Below are 19,716 nucleotides of genomic sequence, written 5' to 3' on the forward strand. Positions count from 1 at the left end.
GCATGCCCGGACCGCTTTCGCATATCCGCGTGCTGGACCTCGGCCGCATCATGGCCGCGCCCTGGGCGACGCAGATCCTGGCCGATCTCGGCGCGGACGTGATCAAGATCGAGCGGCCGGGCGCGGGCGACGACACGCGCGCCTGGGGCCCGCCCTTCCTGAAGGCGGAGGACGGCACGCCGACGAAGGAAGCCGGATACTTTCTCGCGGTGAACCGCGGCAAGCGCAGCGTCACGCTCGACATCGCAAAGCCGGAGGGCCAGGCGATCGTGAAGCGTATCGCGGAAACCGCCGACGTGGTCGTGGAGAATTTCAAGGCTGGCGCGCTGGCGAAATACGGCTTGGATGCGGCCAGCCTGCGAGCGCAAAAACCGTCGCTGATCTACTGCTCCGTCACCGGCTTCGGCCAGGACGGGCCGCGGCGCGACCAGGCGGCCTATGACTTCATGATCCAGGCCATGGGCGGGCTGATGAGCGTGACCGGCGAACGCGACGGCGCGCCGCAGAAGGTCGGCGTGCCCATCGTGGACCTAATGACCGGCATGTACGCGACCGTCGCGATCCTCGCCGCGATCGCGAACCGCGAGCGCACCGGCCAGGGCGAGACGATCGACCTTGCCATGCTCGACGTGCAGGCAGGCTTCCTGGCGAACCAGGCGATGAACTGGCTGGTCGGCGGCAAGGTGCCGCACCGCGCGGGCAACCGCCATCCGAACATCCAGCCGCAGGATGTGTTCCCGGCGAAGGACGGCCACATCGTGCTCGCGGTCGGCAATGACGGACAGTTCGCGAAGCTGTGCGAGGCGATCGGCCGACCGGACTGGGCCGCGGATCCGCGCTTCATGAAGAACCAGGATCGCGTGCGGCACGAAGCGGCGCTGACGCCGCTGCTCGCGGACCGGTTCCGCGACTTCACCCGCGCGGAGCTGACCGCGCTGCTCGACGCGGCCGGCGTGCCATGCGGCCCGATCAACAGCGTGCCGGACGTCTTCGCCGATCCGCAGGTGCTGCATCGGCAGATGCTGCGCGAACTGCCGCATCCGCTGGCCGGCCGCGTGCAGCAGGTGGTCAACCCGATCCGGCTGCAGGACGCGCCGCTGACCTTCGAGACGCCGCCGCCGACGCTCGGCCAGCACACGGCCGAGGTGCTGGGCGAACTCGGGATCAGCGATGCGGAGCGCGCGGCGCTCCGGGATTCAGGGGTGATCTGATGGCGCCGCGCATCCCCCTGCCCGGTCGCGAGGATCTGGACGCGGCGCAGCGCGAGGTCTGGGACCGCGTCGTCTCGGGCCCGCGCGGCCAGGTGATCGGCCCGTTGCGCGCCGCGATCCACAACGCCGAGCTTGCCGGCCGCTGGTCCGCGCTGGGCGAGGCGCTGCGCTTCAACACCTCCCTGCCGAAGCACCTTTCCGAGCTTGCCATCTGCGTCACCGGGCGTCGCTGGAGCAGCCAGGTGGAGTGGTTCGTCCATGCCCGCGTCGCCGCCGAGTCCGGCATCGCGCCCACGGTGCTGGATGCGATCCGCGACGGCCGCGCGCCGGAGTTCAACGATGCGCAGGAGGGCGTGGTCTACGACTTCGCGCGCGAGCTGCAGGCCGATGGCCGCGTCTCGGACGCGACCTACGCTGCCGCACGCGAGGCCTTCGGCGTGAAGGGCGTGGTCGAGCTGACGGCGCTGATCGGCTACTACACGATGGTCTCCATGACGCTGAACGCGCATGGCATCCCGCTGCCGGATGGCGAGCCGGATCCGCTCACCGCGCCGTCGCGCGGCTTGTTCGACCTGCCGGAACGCGGGCGGTGACGGAGCGCGTCGCGGCGCCCGACGTCTCGCGCACGCGGCATGCGGTGCCGGCGGGCGCCTGCGACTCGCACACCCATGTCTTCGACGCGCGCTTCCCGAACGGCCCCTCGCCCTACGCGCTGCCGCTGGCATCGCTGGAGGTACACCAGGCGATGCGGGCGAGACTGGGCTGCGCGCGAGCCGTGCTGGTGCAGCCCGCGCCCTATGGCCGCGATCCCGCCTGCCTGCTGGATGCGCTCGCGCGCGACCCCTCGCTGCGCGGCGTGATGATCGCCGACGAGACGGTGACCGACGCGACGTTGGAAGCCTGGCACGCGGCCGGCGTGCGCGCGCTCCGCTTCACGGAGATGCGCGCGCCGGGCGGCAGCGGGCGCTATCCGGGCGCGATTGGCGTCAATGCACTGCAGCAACTCGCGCCACGGCTGCGCGCGCTTGGCTGGCAGGCGCATCTCTGGGCGGAAGCCTCGCAATGCGAGGCGTTGCTGCCGAGCCTCGCGAAGCTCGGCGTGCCGCTGGTGGTGGATCACCTCGCGATGCCGCGGGGCGCCGAGGACCCGGGCTTCGACAGCATCCTCGGCCATCTGCGCGATGGGCATCTCTGGGTGAAGCTCACACTCTGCCGCGTGCCGCGCGCGGGCGGGATCGAGACGCTGCGGCCGTTGCAGGACAGGCTGCTGGCCGCCAATCCGGATCGCCTGCTCTGGGGGTCGGACTGGCCGTATGTGCGCATGGCGCCCGCCCCGGATGCCGGCGCGATGCTCGACCTGTTCCTGGACTGGACGAAGGACGAGGACCTCGTACGGCGCATCTTGGTGGAAAACCCGACCCGGCTCTTCGGCTTCGACGACTGACAAAAGGGAGGACAACCATGATCACCCGCAGGACAACCCTGGCCGCAATGGCCGTGCCGGCCCTGGCCCGCAGCGCCAGGGCGCAGGCCTTTCCCGACCAGCCGCTGCGGATGATCGTGCCCTTCGCCGCGGGCGGGCCTGCAGACCTCATCGCGCGCACCGTGTCCCGCGTCATGTCTGACCGCCTCGGCAAGCCCGTCGTGGTGGAGTCGCGCGCCGGCGCGGGTGGCTCCATCGGCGTGGATGTCGTGGCGAAGTCCCGGCCGGACGGGCATACGCTTGTGCTCGCCTCCTCCGGCGCGATCGTCATCCTGCCGCATATGCGCAGCAACATGCCCTACGATCCGCTTCGCGACCTCACCCCGATCACGCAGGTGCTGGCGGTGCCGCAGATCGTCTCCGTCTCGCCCGGCCTCGGCGTACGCAACCTCGCCGAGTTGGTTGCCATGGCGAAGGCGCTGCCCGGGCAGCTTTCCTTCGGCTCGGCCGGCATCGGCTCCTCGCTCCACATGGCGGGCGAGCTGCTCAAGCTGCGCGCCGGCATCGACATCGTCCATGTCCCCTATGGCGGCGCGGCACCGGCGGTCACCGACCTGCTCGGCGGGCGCATCCAGATCCTGGCGGCCGACGTGCCGGCGCTGCTCGGGCAGGTGCGCGCCGGCGCGTTGCCGGCGCTCGCGGTCACCTCGCGGGAGCGGTTGGCCATCCTGCCTGATGTGCCGACGGCCATCGAAGCCGGCGTCCCGGGCATGGTCAGCGAGACCTGGTACGGCATCTTCGGCCCCGCCGGCATTTCGGAAGAGCGTGTCGGGATCCTCGTCGATGCCGCGCGGGGCGCGCTGCAGGATGCGGAGGTGCAGCGCGTGCTGTCCGGCCAGGGCGGCCGGATTGTCGGCAGCACGCCGACCGAGTTCGTCGCCTTCATCCGCGAGACCTACGCCACCTGGGGCGAGGTGGTGCGCGCAACCGGTGCGAAGCTGGAGTAGGCATGATGCGACGCCGGCACCGTTCTGCCGCGGCCGTCGCGCCGGCGGCCGAGAGCGCGCGCTGGAAGCAGGTGATCGAGGCAGCGGGGATACGGGTGAAATGAGCGACGCCTACGAGACGCTGCGGCTGGAGGTGGCCGGCTACGTCGCCACCGTCACGCTGGACCGCCCGCCCGTCAACGCGATGAACCGCGCGATGCGGGAGGAGATCGTGCGCGTGTTCGACGCGCTGCACGACCGCGAGGATGTGCGCGCGGTGGTGCTGACCGGCGCCGGCAAGGCCTTCTGCGCCGGCGCCGACCTCAAGGAGCGCCCGAACATCGCCGGCGATCCCGGCGCCTATCCGCGGCACAACCGCCTGACACGCGCCGTTTTCGACAGCGTGATGGAATGCGGCAAGCCGGTGATCGCGGCGGTGAACGGCCTCGGCATCGGCGCGGGCTGCGTGCTCGCCCTTTCGGCGGACATCATCCTCGTCGCGGAGGACGCCTACCTGTCCATGACCGAGGTGGATGTCGGCCTTGCCGGCGGCGTGAAGCATGTGCGCCGGCATCTTGGCGAATCCGATGCGCGGCTGATGATCTACACGGCGCGCCGAATGTCCGGGCCGGAGTTGCTGCGCATGAACGCGGCCTCGCTCTGCCTGTCGCGCGAGGCGCTGCTGGACGAGGCGCGGAAGATCGGCGCGGAGATCGCGGCGAAGGTGCCGCTGGCCGTGCAGGCGGCGAAGCGCAGCTTCCAGGTCACCGAATACATGCCGCTGCACGAGGGCTACCGCTTCGAGCAGTCGCAGACCGTCGCACTGGCCTCCACCGAGGACACGCAGGAAGCCTGGCGCGCCTTCGCGGAGAAGCGCAAGCCGGTGTTCAAGGGCCGCTGACATGACGGGGCGCGAGGCGATCCTGCTGCTCTGCCCCATCCCGGCTGACCTGCGGGCGGCACTGGCCGAGCGCTTCGACCTGGTGGAGGACAAGCCGGCGGACGGCCCGCGCCCCGGCTTCCGCATCGCCGTCTGCACCGCGATGCATGGCGCGGGCGCGGCGCAGTTCGACAGGCTCCCCGACCTGAGGCTGCTCTCGAGCCAGGGCACGGGGCTCGAGCGCATCGACCTTGGCGCCGCCGCGCGGCGCGGCATCGCGGTGGCCTACACGCCCGACGTCATGACGGAGGACGTGGCGGATGCCGCGATCGGGCTGATGTACGGCGCCGCGCGGCTGGTGGCCGAAGCCGACCGCTTCGTGCGCGCCGGGCGTTGGGGCAAGGAGCGGATGCGCCCTTCCACCAGCCTGCACCGCAAGACCGCCGGGATCGCCGGGATGGGCAAGATCGGCCAGGCCATCGCACGGCGCTGCGCGGGCCTCGGCATGACCGTGCTCTGGACCGGCCCGCGCGAGAAGCCTGATCTGCCCTACGGCTTCGTGCCCTCGGTGCTGGCGCTTGCGGAGCGATCCGACGTGCTGATCCTGGCGGTGCCGGGCGGCAAGGACACGGACCGCATGGCGGACGCCGCCGTGCTGCGGGCGCTCGGGCCCCGCGGCGTGCTGGTGAACATCGCGCGCGGCGGCGTGGTGGACGAGCTGGCGCTACTGGATGCGCTGGAGACGGGCGCGATCGCCGGCGCGGGGCTCGATGTCTTCGCGACGGAACCGGCGCTCGACCCGCGCTTCCTGGCTCTGGAGAACGTCGTGCTCGCGCCGCACTCGGCCTCCATCACGGTGGAAACGCGCGCGGCCGTGGTCTCCCGCATCGTCTCCGACATCGAGGCTTTCCGCGCCGGCCGCGACTTCCTGGACGCGGCCGCGGGCGCCGGATAAGCATCGGTCATGTCCTCGGCCATCCGTGCCACGCCCGCGATCGACCTCAGCCGCAGCGCGGTGTCGCGCTACATCCAGCTCGCCACGCTGTTCCGTCGCCGGATCGAGCAGGGCGCCTGGAAGCCCGGCGCGCAGATCCCGACGGTGGATGACCTGGCGGCGGAATGCGGGGTCGCGCGCGCCACCATCCGCCAGGCGCTGGACCAGCTGGAGGCCGAGGGGCTGATCGAGCGCTTCCGCGCCAAGGGTACCTTCGTGCGCGCCGCGCCCGCCGCGAACCGGCTCTGGTGCGAAGTGGAGACGGACTGGTCCGGCCTGCTGCGCTCCCGCGAAGGGGCGGAGATCGAGACGCTGTCCATCCGCGAGAAGCTGCCCGCGACCGCCGTGCCGCCTGCGGAGATCGGCCGGCCCGCCGCGCTCTACCGCCACTTCCACCGCCGCCACTGGCGCGACGGCCAGCCCTTCCTGCTGGCCGATGTCTATCTCGACGAGCGGCTGGCGCCGAAGGTGACGGAGGAGGACCTGCGCACCAAGACCGCGCTGAAGCTGGTGGCGAGCCTGCCCGGCGTGCGGATCGGCGATGCGCGGCAGACGCTGACCATCGGCACCGCGGATGTCGAGACGGCGGCGGCGCTGCGGGTTCCGCTCAACGCCCCGGTCGCGCATGTGCGCCGCGCCGCGGTGGATCAGCGCGGCGTGCTGGTGATGGTGGCCGACGGCATCTACCGCGGCGACGTGGTGCGGATCGACATCAAGCTCCGGTAGAATTCAGGACTCCGCCTCGCTCTCCGTCGCCAGGAAGCGGCGGCGATGCAGTGCGGCGGAGCCGAAGGCGTTCGCCAGCACCATCGCCTTCCGCGTGAACAGGCCGACATCGTATTCGTCGGTGTAGCCGATGGCGCCGTGCAGCTGCACGGCGGCGCGGGTGACGAGCATCGCCGCCTCCGCCGCGCGCGCCTTGGCGCGGGAGACAGCGGCCTGGCGCTGCGTGTCGGTGCAGCCGGCATCGAGGGTCGCGGCCGTGGCTTCGACGCTGGCGCGCGTCAGCGCGATCTGGATGCGCAGGTCCACCGCGCGATGCTGCAGCGCCTGGAAGCCGCCGATGGGGCGGCCGAATTGCTGGCGCGTGCGCAGATAGTCCAGCGTCATTGCGAAGACGCGCTCCATGACGCCGAGAAGGTAGGCGGCCGTCGCCAGCGCCGCCTCGTCCAGCGCCCGTGGCAGGGCGTCGCCCAGGCCGCCGAGGCGGCGGGTCGCGCCGGACCGCAGCGTCGCGACATGGCCGCCATCCTGCAGCATCGAGACGTCAAGCATCGGCGCTTCCGCCAGGTGCAATGCCAGGCCGTTGCCGTCATGGATCGGCAGCAGGAAACCCTGCGCCGCGCGCGCCGCCGGCACGAACAGCCGCGCCGCGCCGGGCGTGCCGGGCGCCTCCAGCGCATCAGGCCGTTCCTGCCAGGCCGTCGCGACGAAGCACTCGCCGGACAGCAGCGACGCCAGGTGATCCTCCGCGCCGACCGTCAGCAGCAGCGCGGCCGAAAGCTGCGCCGGGATCAGCGGTTCCGGCACGAGGGCGCGGCCGAGTTCCTCCGCCAGCGCGCAGCATTCGGCCATGCCAAGGCCGATGCCGCCCGCCTCCTCCGGCAGGCGCAGGCCGATCCAGCCCAGCTCGCCCATGCGGCGGAGCACCGCGGGATCGTGCCCGGCCTCGGTGAAGCGCAGCGCGCGGACGCGCCGCAGATCCCCGCCCGGCGGCGCGATCGCGGCCGCGCTGTCGCGGATCATCCGCAGCGAGTCCATCCGCGCGGCGTGGGCTTCGGCCTCGGTCACGGGCCCTCTCCCAGCCAGTCGCGCAGCACCTCCTCCGTGTGCTCGCCGAGGTCGGGCGCGGGCCGCGTGTAACGCGGCGGCGTTTCCGAGAAGCGGATCGGATTGGCGATTATTGGCGCGCCATTACCCTCCACCTGCGTGAAGACGCCGCGATGGCGCACCTGCGGGTCTTCCGCGACCGCGCCGAAATCGTTGATGGGACCGGAAGCGACGCCGACCGCGTTCAGCGCATCCATCCATTCCCGCGCCTTGCGTGCGCGCAGCGCCTGCTGCAGCAGCGGCAGCATCTCCGCCTTGTGCGCCATGCGCTGGCGGTTGGTGGCGAAGCGTGGGTCGCCGGGCATGTCGGGCAGGCCCAGGACGCGGCAGAACTGCGCGAATTGCCGGTCGTTGCCGATGGCGACCATCAGCGGCCGGTCCGCGGTCTCGAAGGCCTGCCAGGGCGTGTTGATCTGGCTGGCCGCGCCGGCGCGCACCGGCATCCTGCCGGAGACCAGCCAGTTCATCGCGATATGCGAGTGCGCGGCGATCTGCGCATCGAGCAGCGCCAGGTCGATGTGCTGCCCGCGGCCGGAGACGGTGTCGCGGTGATGCAGCGCGGCCAGGATCGCGATGGCGGCGTAGAAGCCGGCATTGATGTCGGACAGGCTGTAGCCCGCCAGCACCGGGCCGGCGCCGGGCGTGCCATCCGGCTGGCCCGTCACGCTAATCAGCCCGCTCATCGCCTGGAAGATCGGATCGTAGCCGGGCAGCGGCGCATAGGGTCCGTCCTGGCCGAAGCCGGTGATCGAGCAATAGACCAGGCGCGGGTTGACGGCCGAGAGCGCGGCGTAGTCGAGCCCGTATTTCGCCAGGCCGCCGGCCCGAAAGTTCTCCAGGAACACATCGGCCTTCGCCGCCAGCGCGCGCAGCCTCGCCTGGCCTTCCGGCGTCGCGATGTCGAGCGCGATACTGCGCTTGTTGCGGTTCATCGCGAGGAAGGAGGAAGTGGCGCCGACCTCCCTGCCCTCCGCGTCGCGCGCGCGGAAGCCCATACGGCGCACGTCGTCACCCGTGCCCGGCTGCTCCACCTTCACCACGTCGGCGCCGAAATCGCCCAGCATCTGCGCCGCCCAAGGGCCGGCGAAGACGCGCGTCATGTCCAGCACGCGGATGTTCGGCAGCGCGCTCATGCCGGCAGGTCCAGCAGGCCGCGCGCGAGCGTGTTGCGCAGGATCTCCGAACTGCCGCCGAAGATCGTCGTCGGACGCGCGAGAAGGAACTGTCCCGCCGGGTGCAACGCATCCTCCATCGGGTCCAGCAGCCCGGCATGGCCGCCGGCCAGTTCCAGCATCGCATCGGTGATGCGCTGGTAGAGCTCGGTCTGCACGATCTTCAGGATCGCGACATCGGGGCCGAGCGTCTCGCCGCGGCGGAGCGCCGCGGTGAAGCTCTCATACAGCGCCTTGAGGTCCGCGAGCTCCAGCCGGAAGCGCGCATACTGGTCGAGGAACACGGGGTCCTCGGCGCGCCCCATCCGCTGCGCCAGACGCATCAGCGCAGCGAGGCCATTGGCCGAAAGCCGCGGCGAGCCGATGGCGACTCGCTCGAAGCCGAGCAGCGCCTTGGCATAGGTCCAGCCCCTGTTGACCTCGCCCACCAGCATGTCCTTGGGCACGCGGACATCGTCGAAGAAGACCTCGCAGAACTCGTCATGCAGGTCGAGATTGAGGATCGGCCGGATGGAGAGGCCCGGGCTGTCCGTTGGCAGCAGCAGGAATGAGATACCCTCCTGCTTCTTCGCGCCGCGGTCCGTGCGCGCCAGCACGAAGATCCAGTTGGCGTCGTTCGCGAAGGTCACCCAGGTCTTCTGCCCGTTGAGTACCCAATGGTCGCCGGCATCCGCCGCCTCCAGCCGCAGCGCGGCCAGGTCCGATCCGGCATTCGGCTCGGAATAGCCCTGCGCCCAGATGTCCTCGCCCGAGAGGATGCGCGGCAGGAAGCGGCGCTTCTGCGCCTCGCTGCCGTGCTTCAGTAGAAGCGGCCCGAGCATCAGCACGCCCATGTCGCTGATGCGCGGGCAGCCCCAGCGCTCGAACTCCTCGATCATGATGAGCTGGCGCGTCGCGTTCAGCCCCATGCCGCCATGCGCGCGCGGCCAGGCGGGCGCCAGCCAGCCGCGGCGCGACAGGGCCAGGTACCAGGGCCGGTTCTCCCGCCAGTGCAGGCGGCGTCGCGGGAAGCGCAACTCGGGCGGCGTGTTCGCCTCGATCCAGCCGCGCACATGCGCACGGAAGGCGGCATCGTCCAGCGCATCCAGGTCTTCGAGCGTGAGCGGGGCAGGCTCGGCCATTCCTCTCCCTTCCGCCTATAGGCTAGGCTTTTCACTTAAGGGCCCGGCGCGAGGACTGTCCAGGCGGCGCGCCCTCGACAAGCGCCGGGAGCGCGAATAAGGTCATAGGACTGACCTAACGACACAAACAGGGAGGGAGGCCATGCCAGCGCACCCGTATCGCCTTGCGCGCCGCGTCGTGCTGTTCGCGGCGGCGGCGAGCCTCGCTGCACCGCGCGTGCGGGCTCAGGGCTGGCGGCCGGACCGCCCGATCCGCCTCATCGTCCCCTTCGCCCCGGGTGGCGCGGCCGACACGATCGCGCGACTGATCGCAGAGCCGCTGGGCCAGGATCTCGGCCAGCCCGTGACGGTGGAGAACCGCCCCGGCGGCGGCACCACCATCGGCGCCGTCGCTGTCGCGCGGGCCGCGCCGGACGGACACACGCTGCTCTACGCCACGCCGAATGTGCAGATCCTCAACCCCTTCCTGATGCGCAACCTGCCCTACGACCCGGTCGCCGACTTCGCGCCGGTCATCGCGCTGATGCGCGCGCCGAAGCTGCTGGTCGTCGGCCCCGACTTCGCGGCGCCTGATCCTGCGGGCCTGATCGCGCTGGCGAAGCGCGCGCCGCAGCCGCTGAGCTATGGCAGCGCAGGCGTCGCCTCCTCCGGCCATCTCGCCTCGGCGATGCTCGGCCAGATGGCGGATGTGGAGCTGCTGCACGTGCCCTTCCGCGGCACCGCCCCGGCGGCGCAGGAAGTGATGGCGGGGCGCGTGGACTTCATGATGGACAACATCGCGACGCTGCTGCCGCTGGTGCGCGAGGGCAAGCTGCGCGCGCTGGCCGTCAGCACGGCCGAGCACGCCGCCGCCGCCCCGGAGCTGCCGCCGCTGGCACGCACCCTGCCAGGCTATCACGACGCGTCCTTCAACTACCTGCTGGCACCGGGACGCGCGCCACCGGAGATCATCGAGAAGCTGAACGCGACGATGAATGCAGTGCTGAACCTACCCATCGTCGCCGACCGCTTCCGCATCCTGGGCATCGAGAAGCTGGGCGGCACGCCGGCGGAGCTTGCGGCAGCCGTGAAGGAGGAGTCGGAGCGATGGGGACCGGTCATCCGCCGCGGCGGGATCAGCATCCAATGAGCGCCCTTTCCCGACGCGCCCTGCTTGCGTCGCTGCTGCTGCCGGCCGTCGCGACGGCACAGACCGAGACTTGGCCGAGCCGCGCCATCACCCTGGTCGTGCCATTCGCGCCGGGCGGCCCCGTGGACAACGTCGCGCGCCCGCTGGCGGACGGGCTGCGGCGACATCTCGGGCCGGTCGTCGTGGAGAACCGCGCCGGCGCCGGCGGCGTGGTCGGCACGCGCCTGGTCGCGGCCGCACGACCCGACGGCTACACGCTCCTGGTCGGCTCCCCGGGACCGCTGGTGATCGCGCCCGCGGCCAGCGCCGATGCGCCCGACCCGCTGCAGGCGCTGGCGCCCATCGCGCTGATCGCAAGCAGCCCGCAGATCCTGGCGGTGAATGCCGAGCTTCCGGCGACGACGCTCGCCGAATTCGTCGCGCTGGCACGCACGCGACCCGGCGGGCTCAACATGGGCTCGGCCGGGATCGGCACGACGCCGCATCTGGCGATGGAACTGCTCGGGCAGATCGCCTCCGTGCGCTTCGAGCACATTCCCTATCGCGGCACCGGCGCGGCGCTGCCAGACCTCGTCGGCGGCAAGATCGACGGGCTGTTCGGCGACATCTCCGCGGTGCTGCCGCTGCTGCCAGGCGGCCGGGTGCGTGCGCTGGCGATCACCGGCGACAGGCGCTCTCCGCTCGCGCCTGACATCCCCGCGGCCGCGGAGCTCGGCTTGCCCGCGCTGCGCGTGCGCAACTTCCAGGCGCTGTTGGCCCCCGCAGGCACGCCGGCGCCGATCCTCGATCGTGTCGCCGCCGCGGTGACGGCGGCGCAGCAGGACGAGGCGGTGCGCGCCGCCCTTACGCGCCAGGGTGCGGAAGCGGTGCCGAGCAGCCCCGCGCAGCTCACCACCTTCCTGCAGGAGGAGCGGGCGACCTGGGATCCGATCGTCAAGGCGATCGGCCTGACGCTGCGATAGCCATCTGGCAGGGCGGTGGCGGCGAGGGGGAACTCGGCCCCTGCCCCGCTTCCCCTCGGCGGCCGCCTGTCCGACAGTGTCGCGCGCCACGACCACGCCAGAGGCCAAGAGATGAGCGATACGTCCCGCCGCAAGCAGCCCGAGGAGCTGCGCAGCCGCCGCTGGTTCGGCCCGGCCGATTTGCGCAGCTTCGGCCACCGCTCCCGCGCCATGCAGATGGGCTACGCACCGGAGGAATGGCAGGGCCGGCCGGTGATCGCGATCGTGAACACCTGGTCCGACCTGCAGCCCTGCCACGTCCACTTCAAGACGCGCGTGGAGGATGTGAAGCGCGGCATCCTGATGGCCGGCGGCTTCCCGGTCGAACTGCCCGCGCTCAGCCTCTCCGAGAGCTTCGTGAAGCCGACCACGATGCTCTACCGCAACATGCTGGCGATGGAGACGGAGGAGCTGCTGCGCAGCCATCCCGTGGACGGCGCCGTGCTCATGGGCGGCTGCGACAAGACCACGCCGGGCCTGCTGCTCGGCGCGACCAGCATGGACATCCCGGCGATCTTCATCCCCGCCGGCCCGATGCTGCGCGGCAACTGGGGCGGCAAGACACTCGGGTCGGGATCGGATTCCTGGAAATACTGGGATGAGCTGCGCGCCGGCACGATCACGCAGCAGGACTGGCTGGGCGTGGAAGCAGGCATCGCGCGCAGCTACGGCACCTGCATGACCATGGGCACGGCCAGCACCATGACCGCGATCGCGGAGGCCGTCGGCATGGTACTGCCGGGTGGGTCCTCCATCCCCGCCGCGGATTCCGGCCATATCCGCCTCTGTTCCGAAAGCGGCCGGCGTATCGTGGACATGGTGTGGGACGACGTGACGCCCAGGCGCATCCAGACGCGCGCCGCCTTCCTGAACGCGATCAACGTCGCCATGGCGATGGGCTGCTCAACCAACGCAATCATCCACCTCATCGCGATGGCGCGGCGCGCGGGGCATGAGATCGGCCTCGATGATTTCGAGCGCGCCAGCCGCAAGGTGCCGGTGATCGGGAATGTCCGGCCCTCGGGCAAGACCTACCTCATGGAGGATTTCTACTACGCCGGCGGCATCCGCGGCCTGATGGCCACGATGGCGGAGCATCTCGACCTGTCCTGCATGACGGTCTCCGGCAGGACCGTGGGCGAGAACATCGCGGGCGCAAAGGTCTACAACGACGACGTCATCCGCCCGCTGTCCAATCCGATCTATGGCGAGGGCTCGCTGGCGGTGCTGAAGGGCAACCTGGCGCCCGACGGCTGCGTCATCAAGCCGGCGGCGATGGACCAGAAGTTCCTGAAGCATGCCGGCCCGGCGGTGGTGTTCGACGACTATCCCAGCATGAAGAAGGCGGTGGACGACGAGAGCTATCCCTTCACGCCCGACACGGTGATGGTGCTGCGTAATGCCGGGCCGCAGGGAGGGCCGGGCATGCCGGAATGGGGCATGCTGCCGATGCCGAAGCGCCTGCTGAAGGAAGGCCATCGCGACATGCTGCGCATGTCGGATGCGCGCATGTCCGGCACCAGCTACGGCGCATGCGTGCTGCACGTGGCGCCGGAAAGCTACATCGGCGGGCCGCTGGCGCTGCTGCGCACCGGCGACATCGTCGAGATCAACGTGGATGCGCGCAGCATTACCATGCGCGTCGGCGAGGAGGAGCTGGCGCGGCGCCGCGCGGCCTGGGTGAAGCCCCCTGCCCGCTTCGAGCGCGGCTACGGCTTCGCCTTCACGAAGCACATCCAGCAGGCCAATGAGGGTTGCGACTTCGATTTCCTGCGCACGGATTTCGGCGCGCCCGTCCCCGAACCCGTGATCTACTGAGCGAAGGCGAAGTCGATGCCGCTGAGTGACTCCACCCGCGCGAAGCTGCGCCGGATCAGCACCGCCACCATCGCGACCGCGCTGTTCAAGCGCGGCTTCCGCACCCAGATGATCCAGGGCGTGCTGCCGCTGCATCCGGCCGGCGGCGAGAGCATGGTCGGGGAAGCCTACACCGTACGCTACATCCCGGCGCGCGAGGACCTGAACACGCTCGAGGTCTTCAGGGACCCCGCGCATCCGCAGCGCAAGGCGATCGAGGAGTGCCCGCCCGGCGCGGTGCTGGTCTTCGACAGCCGCAAGGATGCCCGCGCGGCCTCGGCCGGCGCGATCCTGGTCGGGCGACTGAAGGCGCGCGGCGTCGCGGGCGTCGTCACCGATGGCGGCTTCCGCGATTCGGCTGAAATCGCCGCCCTCGGCATCCCCGCCTATCACAGCCGCCCCTCGGCGCCGACCAACCTGACGCTGAACCACGCCATCGACCTCAACGTGCCGATCGGCTGCGGTGACGCGCCGGTCTTCCCGGGCGACGTGCTGGTGGGCGATGCCGACGGTGTCATCGTGATCCCGGCGCATCTGGCCGAGGAGATCGCCGCCGAGGGCACCGAGATGACCGCCTATGAGGATTTCGTGGCCGAGAAGGTGGCGGAAGGCCGCTCAATCCGCGGCCTCTATCCCGCGACCGACCCGCGGAGCCTCGAGGAGTTCAAGGCCTGGCGCGCCGAGCGCGGGCGTTGAGCATGGGCGTGGCCGGACCGCCACCGGACTGGCCGAAGACGACCTACTGGGGCGCGCTGGACCGGGCGGCACGCCTCTGGCCGGATGCCGAGGCCGTGGTCCTTCCCGGCGAGCGCATCACCTTCACCGCGCTCCGCACGCTGGTGCTGCGGCGCGCGGCGAATCTGCATCGGCTCGGCCTGCGGCGCGGCGACCACGTCGCGATCTGCATGGGCAATTCGGTGGAGTGGACGGCGCTGCTGCTCGCCGCCGGCACGCTCGGTGCCGTCGTCGTGCCGGTGAACACCCGGCTGCGCCCGCCCGAGATCGCCTATTGCCTGCGCCAGTCCGACGCGGCCTTCCTGGTGATGCAGGACAGGCTGCTCAAGGTGGATTTCGTTGCGATGCTGCGCGGCATCGAGCCGGCGGTGGACAGCGCCCTGCCCGGCGCGGCGCTGCCGCGCTTGCGCCGGCTGCTGGTGCTCGGCGCTAACCTGCCCCGCGCGGCGCTGCCGCATGCCGAGCTCGACCGCGATCCCGATGCCGGCTTCGACCCGGAGAGCCTTGGCGTGCAGCCGGAGGACGCGGTGCTGATCCAGTACACCTCCGGCACCACCTCCGCGCCGAAGGGCGCGATGCTGTCGCATGACAGCATGCTGCGCGACGCTTTCCATGTCGGGCAGCGGCTCGGGCTGCGGCCGGGCGACCGCTATTTCAGCCAGCGACCGCTGTTCCATGTGGCGGGCGTCACCCTCTCCTTCCTCGCCGCGCTGACCGCCGGCGCGACCTACGTCACCACGCCGACCTTCGATGCCGCGCTCGCGCTGCGCATGCTGCAGGCGGAGTGCTGCACGCATATCTGCGGCAACGACACGATGTTCCTCATGATGCTGGGCGAGCCGCGCCCGCCCGAGGAACGCATCGCGCTGCGCGGCGGCTGGGCCGCGGCGACGGGCCTTGTCATGCGCCAGGCGCAGGAACGTTTCGGGATGCCCGGCATCTGCTGCGCCTATGGCCAGTCCGAGGCCTCGCCCAACGTGGCGATGGGCCCCTTCGACGACGACCCCGCGAAGCGCCTGGAAGGCTATGCCTTCCCCCTGCCCGGCCTCGAGGTCCGCATCCGCCACCCGGAGGAAGCGCGCGACTGCGCGCCCGGCGAGCTCGGCGAGATCCTCGTGCGCGGCTGGGCGCTGATGAAGGGCTATTACAACATGCCCGAGCAGACTGCCCGCGCGATCGATGCGGAAGGCTGGCTCCACACCGGCGACCTCGGCGTGATGGACGAGGACGGGCGCCTGCGCTTCTCCGGCCGCGCCAAGGAGCTGATCCGGGTGGGCGGTGAGAATGTCGCGCCGGCCGAGGTGGAGGATGTGCTGCACGCGCATCCCGCCGTGGTGCAGGCGCAGGTGGTCGGCGTGCCCGATCCGCGCCTGGTCGAGGTGCCCGCCGCCTATGTGATCCTGCGCGCGCCCGGCGCCGCGACGCCCGACGACCTGCTCGCCTGGTGCCGCGAACGCCTGGCCGGCTTCCGCGTGCCGCGCCACCTGCGCATCGTGGACAGCTTCGAGCATATCGGCATGACGGCCAGCGCGAAGGTGCAGAAGAACAAGCTGCGCGACTTCGCGCTGACCGATCTCGGCCTTGGCTGACGCGCAGGGAACACCGGCATGAAGCCGCTGGAAGGCATCACCGTCCTCGATCTCGCCCGCGTGCTGGCCGCGCCCTATGCGACCATGCTGCTGGCCGAGATGGGCGCCGAGGTGATCAAGGTGGAGCAGCCCGGCACCGGCGACGAGATCCGCTTCTACGAGCCAATGATCCAGGGCGAGAGCGCCTATGGCTTCACCGCCAACCGCAGCAAGAAATCCATCACGGCCAATCTGCGCAACGCGAAGGCGCAGCAGCTGGTGCGCGACCTCGCCGCCGGCGCCGATGTCGTGGTGGAGAACTTCACGGTCGGCACGCTGAAGCGCTACGGGCTCGACTACGCCAGCATCGCGCGGGTCAATCCGCGCATCGTCTATCTCTCCGTCACAGGCTTCGGCCAGGACGGGCCTTATGCGAAGCGCCGCGGCTACGACACGGTGTTCCAGGCGATGACGGGCATGCTGTCGCTGACCGGGGAGCAGGGCGGCGCACCCTGCAAGGCGGGGCTGCCGGTGGCCGACCTGTCCTCCGGCCTGTGGTCGGCGATCGCGGTGCTCGCGGCGCTGATGGGCCGCAACGCGACGGGCCGCGGCACGCATATCGACTTCTCGATGTTCGACGGCCAGGTCAGCTTGCTCACCATCGCCGCCGCGCGTTGGTTCGCCCTCGGCGAGGTCCCCGGGCGCATGGGCACGGAACATCCGGGCCGCGTGCCTTCGGCCGCCTTCGCGACCGCCGACGGCGGCCATGTGCAGATCACCTGCAACGAGCCGCATTGGGCGCCGCTGTGCAGGCTGCTCGGCCTCTCCGACTGGGGCGCCGATCCGCGCGTGGCGACGAATGCCGCGCGGCTCGAGAACCGCGCCGAGGTGATGCAGCGCCTGTCGGAGGCCATCCGCGGCTGGACGCGCGATGCCTTCGTCGAGGCCTGCGTCGCCGCCGGCGTGCCGGCCGGCCCGGTGCTGGATGTGCGGGAGGTGGTGGAGGACCCGCATGTGAAGGCGCGCGGCATGGTCTCGGCCTTCGCGCATCCCAAGCTGGGAGAATTCCCGGCGCTGCCGGTGCCCTTCCGCTTCTCGGGCTACGACCGGCTGGAGGTGACGCGGCCGCCGATGCTGGGCGAGCACACGGAGCAGGTGCTGCGCGAGCGGCTGGGGCTGGACGCGGCGGCGATCGCCGCGTTGCGCGCGGAAGGAGCGATCTGATGGGCAGCCAGTTCGAGACGGTGCTGTGCGAAGCCTTGGACGGTGTCGGCACGATCACGCTGAACCGGCCCGACCAGCGCAACGCGCTCAACCTGCAGATGGCGCTCGACCTCCACGCCGCGGTGAAGGCGCTGGAAGCGGATGGCTCGGTGCGCGTGATCCTGGTGCGCGGCGCCGGCCCGACCTTCTGCGCCGGCGCCGACATGAAGGAGCGTGCGGGCGTGACGGAGGAATGGCTGCGCAACCGCCGCCTCGCCGCCTTCGCCGCCTATGACGCCATCCAGTATTGCCCGAAGCCCTGCATCGCGGTGGGGCACGGGCCGATCATCGGCTCGGGCTGCGAGATCGCGACCGCCTGCGACTTCATCCTCGCCTCCTCCCGCGTCTCCTTCCGGTACCCGGAGGCGGTGCGCGGCTCCGTCGGTGCCACGCAGCGCCTGCCGCGCATCGTGGGCAAGGCGCTGGCGAAGGAGCTGCTCTTCACCGGCCGGGTGATGGGCGCGGAGGAGGCGCTGCGCGTCGGCCTGATGAACCGCGTCGTCGCGCCGGAAGACCTAGAGGCGGCGGTGAAGGAGACGGTGGGCATGATCCTGCAGGCCTTCCCGCTCTCCGTGCAACTCGCGAAGCGCTGCATCGATGTCGGCATGGAAAGCGACCTGCGCACGGGCCAGGCCTATGAGATGCTGGCCATCGACCGGTGCCTCGCGGATGGCGAATGGCGCCGGGGCGCGGCGGCCTTCACCGCGGGCAAGCCGCCGCGCTGAACCGGCGCGCCGCGGCTCAGGCTGCTGCGGGGAGCGTGATGCGCCGCTGGTAGAGCCCCTCGGCGATCGGCCGATGGGCGATGGAGATGATCGCCGCATCCGGCAGGTGCTGAGCCAGCGCCGCGAGCAAGCGTGCCTCCTCCGCCGCGCCCAGCGCGCTTGTCGCGTCATGCATCATGATCCAGCCCGGCCGCTGCACCAGGCACCGCGCGAATTGCAGGCGCTGCTGTTCCTCGAGTCCCAGCTCCTCCTCCCAGTCCGCCACGGCGTCCAGCATCGGGACGAGATGCGCGACGCCGGTTGCGAGCATTGCCGCCTTCAGCGCCTCGTCGGCCACGTCGCCGACGGCCTGGGGTTCGAGCACGGCCTCGCGCAGCGGCGCGCGTGGCAGGAAGGGCCGCTCGCCCATGAAGAAGGGCGCGGAGTGCTCCGGCAGCTCGATGCGCCCGGCCCCCCAGCTGGACAGCCCCGCCACCGCGCGGAAAAGGGCGGCGGCGACCTGCGGCGGCGCTTCCAGCAGCACGCGCTCGCCCGGGCGGATCACCGTGTCGAAGCGGGACAGCAGCACCTCCCCGGCCGAGCCCAGCAGCGTCACCGCGCGGAAGGCGAGTTCCGGCCCCTTCTCCGCAGCCCGCAGGACGCGGCCCGGCCCGGCGGCCGAGGCCTCGCCCGGCAGGTCGCAGACCGCCTCGTGCAGCGCCAGCACGCGCTCGGCCGAAGCCTCCCACTGCGCGATGGTCGGGTAGTTGTCCGAGAGCCAGAGCAGCGCGCCCACGACCTGGCCGAAGGCGATGGTGAGCTGCATCAGGGTGCCGAGGCTGATCTCGCCCGCCAGGTAGCTTGGCGCGAGGATCAGCATGGGCAGGCCCGCGGTCAGCAGGCCGAACCCGGAAGAGAGGAAAGACAGATTGCGGAACGAGCCGGTCTGGACGTTCCAGCTGGCCTGCACGCGCGCAAAGGCCCCGGCGAGGCGCCGGCGCTCGCCCGGCTCCGCACCGGTCAGCGCGATCACCGGCGAGTGCGAAAGCGCGGCGAGCAGGCTCGCACGGAAATCGGCCTCGGCCGCCTGGCGGCGATCCGTCGCGCGCACCAGCGGGCGGCCGACAAAGATCGCCAGGGCGGCGCCCAGGAACGCATAGACCAGCGCGATCCAGACCATGTAGCCCGGTATCGCGACCTCGACGCGGCCGATGGCCAGCCGCGCCGTACCGGAGTGGATCCAGAGCATTCCGACGAAGGCGACGAACTGCAGCGTCGCGGCGAGTAGCGAGGCGAGGAAGTCCACCCCCATCTCGCAGACCACGCGCGCATCCTCCGCGATGCGGCCATCCTCGTTGTCGTGGCTGCCTTCCATGTTGCGCAGCCGGTAATGGCGCCCGGCATCCATCCAGGCGCCGGTGAGCATCAGCGTGAGATGGCGCCGTAGCGCAATGACCAGGCGGCGCTTGGCGACGAGCGCGGCCGTGACAACCGCCATCCAGCCCAGGACGATGGCGAGGAAGATCCACGCCTGGCGCAACAGCTCCGGCGCCGAGCGTCGCTCCAGCGCGTCGAAGAAATCGGCGTTCCAGGTGGTGATTCGCAGGTTGACCAGAAGCTGCCCGACGACGGTCAGGACCACGGCGCCGACCAGGCCGAGGAAGGCCCAGCGCCCGGCGCCGCGCGCCGCCCCGGCGAGCAGCCGCAGCATGCGCATCGCCGGCGCGCCGGGATGCGGCCGGGCGAGATAGCGCGCGCGGAGCGCCGCATGCGCCCCGATGCGCTCCTGCAGGGCGGACGGCGCATCGGGGACGAGCGTCATGGACGGCCCGGCCCCGCCGG

At 71.2% G+C, this 19,716-nt stretch carries 18 protein-coding genes; 14 read left to right on the top strand and 4 right to left on the bottom strand.

Going from position 1 to position 19,716, the window contains the following annotated elements:
- Positions 1-2: 2 nt before the first annotated feature.
- The 7 genes from DFH01_RS14760 to DFH01_RS14790 all read left to right on the top strand — a co-directional run bounded on the left by DFH01_RS14760 (position 3) and on the right by DFH01_RS14790 (position 6,220).
- Positions 3-1,211 (top strand): CaiB/BaiF CoA transferase family protein, encoded by a 1,209-nt coding sequence (locus DFH01_RS14760; RefSeq protein ID WP_109871210.1) that lies wholly within the window; start codon positions 3-5, stop codon positions 1,209-1,211.
- The gene (locus DFH01_RS14765) at positions 1,211-1,804 is read left to right on the top strand and encodes a carboxymuconolactone decarboxylase family protein (RefSeq protein ID WP_109871211.1); all 594 of its coding nucleotides are present in this window, start codon (positions 1,211-1,213) and stop codon (positions 1,802-1,804) included. The genes DFH01_RS14760 and DFH01_RS14765 overlap by 1 nt, the downstream gene beginning before the upstream one ends.
- Positions 1,801-2,655, top strand: a complete 855-nt coding sequence (locus tag DFH01_RS14770) for an amidohydrolase family protein (RefSeq protein ID WP_109871212.1) — start codon at positions 1,801-1,803, stop codon at positions 2,653-2,655. Before DFH01_RS14765 ends, DFH01_RS14770 begins: the two co-directional genes overlap by 4 nt.
- A gap of 17 nt (positions 2,656-2,672) precedes the next feature.
- The gene (locus DFH01_RS14775) at positions 2,673-3,641 is read left to right on the top strand and encodes a Bug family tripartite tricarboxylate transporter substrate binding protein (RefSeq protein ID WP_109871213.1); all 969 of its coding nucleotides are present in this window, start codon (positions 2,673-2,675) and stop codon (positions 3,639-3,641) included.
- Positions 3,642-3,741: 100 nt separating this feature from the next.
- Positions 3,742-4,521, top strand: coding sequence for an enoyl-CoA hydratase/isomerase family protein (locus DFH01_RS14780; RefSeq protein WP_109871214.1), 780 nt, complete (start codon positions 3,742-3,744; stop codon positions 4,519-4,521).
- A gap of 1 nt (position 4,522) precedes the next feature.
- A complete protein-coding gene (locus tag DFH01_RS14785) occupies positions 4,523-5,455 on the top strand; it encodes a 2-hydroxyacid dehydrogenase (RefSeq protein ID WP_109871215.1) in 933 nt (310 codons plus the stop codon).
- 9 nt (positions 5,456-5,464) lie between these two features.
- Positions 5,465-6,220 carry a GntR family transcriptional regulator gene (locus DFH01_RS14790; protein WP_199231243.1) on the top strand — a complete coding sequence of 252 codons (756 nt, stop codon included), beginning with the start codon at positions 5,465-5,467 and terminating at the stop codon, positions 6,218-6,220.
- Between the two features lie 3 nt (positions 6,221-6,223).
- On the opposite strand, the gene DFH01_RS14795 is transcribed toward DFH01_RS14790, so the two are convergent.
- The 3 genes from DFH01_RS14795 to DFH01_RS14805 are packed head-to-tail and all read right to left on the bottom strand — an operon-like array spanning position 6,224 to position 9,617.
- Positions 6,224-7,285, bottom strand: a complete 1,062-nt coding sequence (locus tag DFH01_RS14795) for an acyl-CoA dehydrogenase family protein (RefSeq protein WP_109871216.1) — start codon at positions 7,283-7,285, stop codon at positions 6,224-6,226.
- Positions 7,282-8,457: a CaiB/BaiF CoA transferase family protein gene (locus tag DFH01_RS14800; protein WP_109871217.1), complete on the bottom strand. Its 1,176-nt coding sequence runs from the start codon at positions 8,455-8,457 to the stop codon at positions 7,282-7,284. The genes DFH01_RS14795 and DFH01_RS14800 overlap by 4 nt, the downstream gene beginning before the upstream one ends.
- A complete protein-coding gene (locus DFH01_RS14805) occupies positions 8,454-9,617 on the bottom strand; it encodes an acyl-CoA dehydrogenase family protein (RefSeq protein ID WP_109871218.1) in 1,164 nt (387 codons plus the stop codon). Before DFH01_RS14805 ends, DFH01_RS14800 begins: the two co-directional genes overlap by 4 nt.
- A 142-nt stretch (positions 9,618-9,759) precedes the next feature.
- On the opposite strand from DFH01_RS14805, the gene DFH01_RS14810 reads away from it, so the two are divergent.
- From DFH01_RS14810 to DFH01_RS14840, 7 genes are all read left to right on the top strand, one after another.
- A complete protein-coding gene (locus DFH01_RS14810) occupies positions 9,760-10,746 on the top strand; it encodes a tripartite tricarboxylate transporter substrate binding protein (RefSeq protein WP_109871219.1) in 987 nt (328 codons plus the stop codon).
- Positions 10,743-11,708 carry a Bug family tripartite tricarboxylate transporter substrate binding protein gene (locus tag DFH01_RS14815; protein WP_158287768.1) on the top strand — a complete coding sequence of 322 codons (966 nt, stop codon included), beginning with the start codon at positions 10,743-10,745 and terminating at the stop codon, positions 11,706-11,708. The genes DFH01_RS14810 and DFH01_RS14815 overlap by 4 nt, the downstream gene beginning before the upstream one ends.
- Positions 11,709-11,819: 111 nt before the next feature.
- Complete coding sequence (gene araD, locus DFH01_RS14820; RefSeq protein WP_109871221.1) at positions 11,820-13,565, top strand: L-arabinonate dehydratase; 1,746 nt, start codon at positions 11,820-11,822, stop codon at positions 13,563-13,565.
- A 15-nt stretch (positions 13,566-13,580) separates the two neighbouring features.
- On the top strand, positions 13,581-14,300 hold the full coding sequence (locus tag DFH01_RS14825; RefSeq protein WP_109871222.1) for a ribonuclease activity regulator RraA: 720 nt from the start codon (positions 13,581-13,583) through the stop codon (positions 14,298-14,300).
- Positions 14,301-14,308: 8 nt separating this feature from the next.
- Entirely contained in the window at positions 14,309-15,928 is a 1,620-nt protein-coding gene (locus tag DFH01_RS14830; protein WP_233256121.1) for a class I adenylate-forming enzyme family protein, read from the top strand.
- Positions 15,929-15,946: 18 nt separating this feature from the next.
- Entirely contained in the window at positions 15,947-17,131 is a 1,185-nt protein-coding gene (locus DFH01_RS14835) for a CaiB/BaiF CoA transferase family protein (protein WP_109871224.1), read from the top strand.
- Complete coding sequence (locus DFH01_RS14840; RefSeq protein ID WP_109871225.1) at positions 17,131-17,895, top strand: enoyl-CoA hydratase/isomerase family protein; 765 nt, start codon at positions 17,131-17,133, stop codon at positions 17,893-17,895. The genes DFH01_RS14835 and DFH01_RS14840 overlap by 1 nt, the downstream gene beginning before the upstream one ends.
- A gap of 16 nt (positions 17,896-17,911) precedes the next feature.
- On the opposite strand, the gene DFH01_RS29010 is transcribed toward DFH01_RS14840, so the two are convergent.
- Positions 17,912-19,696: an ABC transporter ATP-binding protein/permease gene (locus DFH01_RS29010; protein ID WP_109871226.1), complete on the bottom strand. Its 1,785-nt coding sequence runs from the start codon at positions 19,694-19,696 to the stop codon at positions 17,912-17,914.
- Between the last annotated feature and the right edge of the window lie 20 nt (positions 19,697-19,716).

The organism is Falsiroseomonas bella, assembly GCF_003173615.1.
Classification (GTDB): Bacteria; Pseudomonadota; Alphaproteobacteria; order Acetobacterales; family Acetobacteraceae; genus Falsiroseomonas; species Falsiroseomonas bella.

What these genes read in the sequence shown, in the direction of transcription:
- DFH01_RS14760 (WP_109871210.1), top strand. Translation starts at nt 3, where the DNA reads ATGCCCGGACCGCTTTCGCATATCCGCGTGCTGGACCTCGGCCGCATC.
- DFH01_RS14765 (WP_109871211.1), top strand. Translation starts at nt 1,211, where the DNA reads ATGGCGCCGCGCATCCCCCTGCCCGGTCGCGAGGATCTGGACGCGGCG.
- DFH01_RS14775 (WP_109871213.1), top strand. Translation starts at nt 2,673, where the DNA reads ATGATCACCCGCAGGACAACCCTGGCCGCAATGGCCGTGCCGGCCCTG.
- DFH01_RS14780 (WP_109871214.1), top strand. Translation starts at nt 3,742, where the DNA reads ATGAGCGACGCCTACGAGACGCTGCGGCTGGAGGTGGCCGGCTACGTC.
- DFH01_RS14785 (WP_109871215.1), top strand. Translation starts at nt 4,523, where the DNA reads ATGACGGGGCGCGAGGCGATCCTGCTGCTCTGCCCCATCCCGGCTGAC.
- DFH01_RS14790 (WP_199231243.1), top strand. Translation starts at nt 5,465, where the DNA reads ATGTCCTCGGCCATCCGTGCCACGCCCGCGATCGACCTCAGCCGCAGC.
- DFH01_RS14800 (WP_109871217.1), bottom strand. Translation starts at nt 8,457, where the DNA reads ATGAGCGCGCTGCCGAACATCCGCGTGCTGGACATGACGCGCGTCTTC.
- DFH01_RS14805 (WP_109871218.1), bottom strand. Translation starts at nt 9,617, where the DNA reads ATGGCCGAGCCTGCCCCGCTCACGCTCGAAGACCTGGATGCGCTGGAC.
- DFH01_RS14810 (WP_109871219.1), top strand. Translation starts at nt 9,760, where the DNA reads ATGCCAGCGCACCCGTATCGCCTTGCGCGCCGCGTCGTGCTGTTCGCG.
- DFH01_RS14815 (WP_158287768.1), top strand. Translation starts at nt 10,743, where the DNA reads ATGAGCGCCCTTTCCCGACGCGCCCTGCTTGCGTCGCTGCTGCTGCCG.
- araD (WP_109871221.1), top strand. Translation starts at nt 11,820, where the DNA reads ATGAGCGATACGTCCCGCCGCAAGCAGCCCGAGGAGCTGCGCAGCCGC.
- DFH01_RS14825 (WP_109871222.1), top strand. Translation starts at nt 13,581, where the DNA reads ATGCCGCTGAGTGACTCCACCCGCGCGAAGCTGCGCCGGATCAGCACC.
- DFH01_RS14835 (WP_109871224.1), top strand. Translation starts at nt 15,947, where the DNA reads ATGAAGCCGCTGGAAGGCATCACCGTCCTCGATCTCGCCCGCGTGCTG.
- DFH01_RS14840 (WP_109871225.1), top strand. Translation starts at nt 17,131, where the DNA reads ATGGGCAGCCAGTTCGAGACGGTGCTGTGCGAAGCCTTGGACGGTGTC.
- DFH01_RS29010 (WP_109871226.1), bottom strand. Translation starts at nt 19,696, where the DNA reads ATGACGCTCGTCCCCGATGCGCCGTCCGCCCTGCAGGAGCGCATCGGG.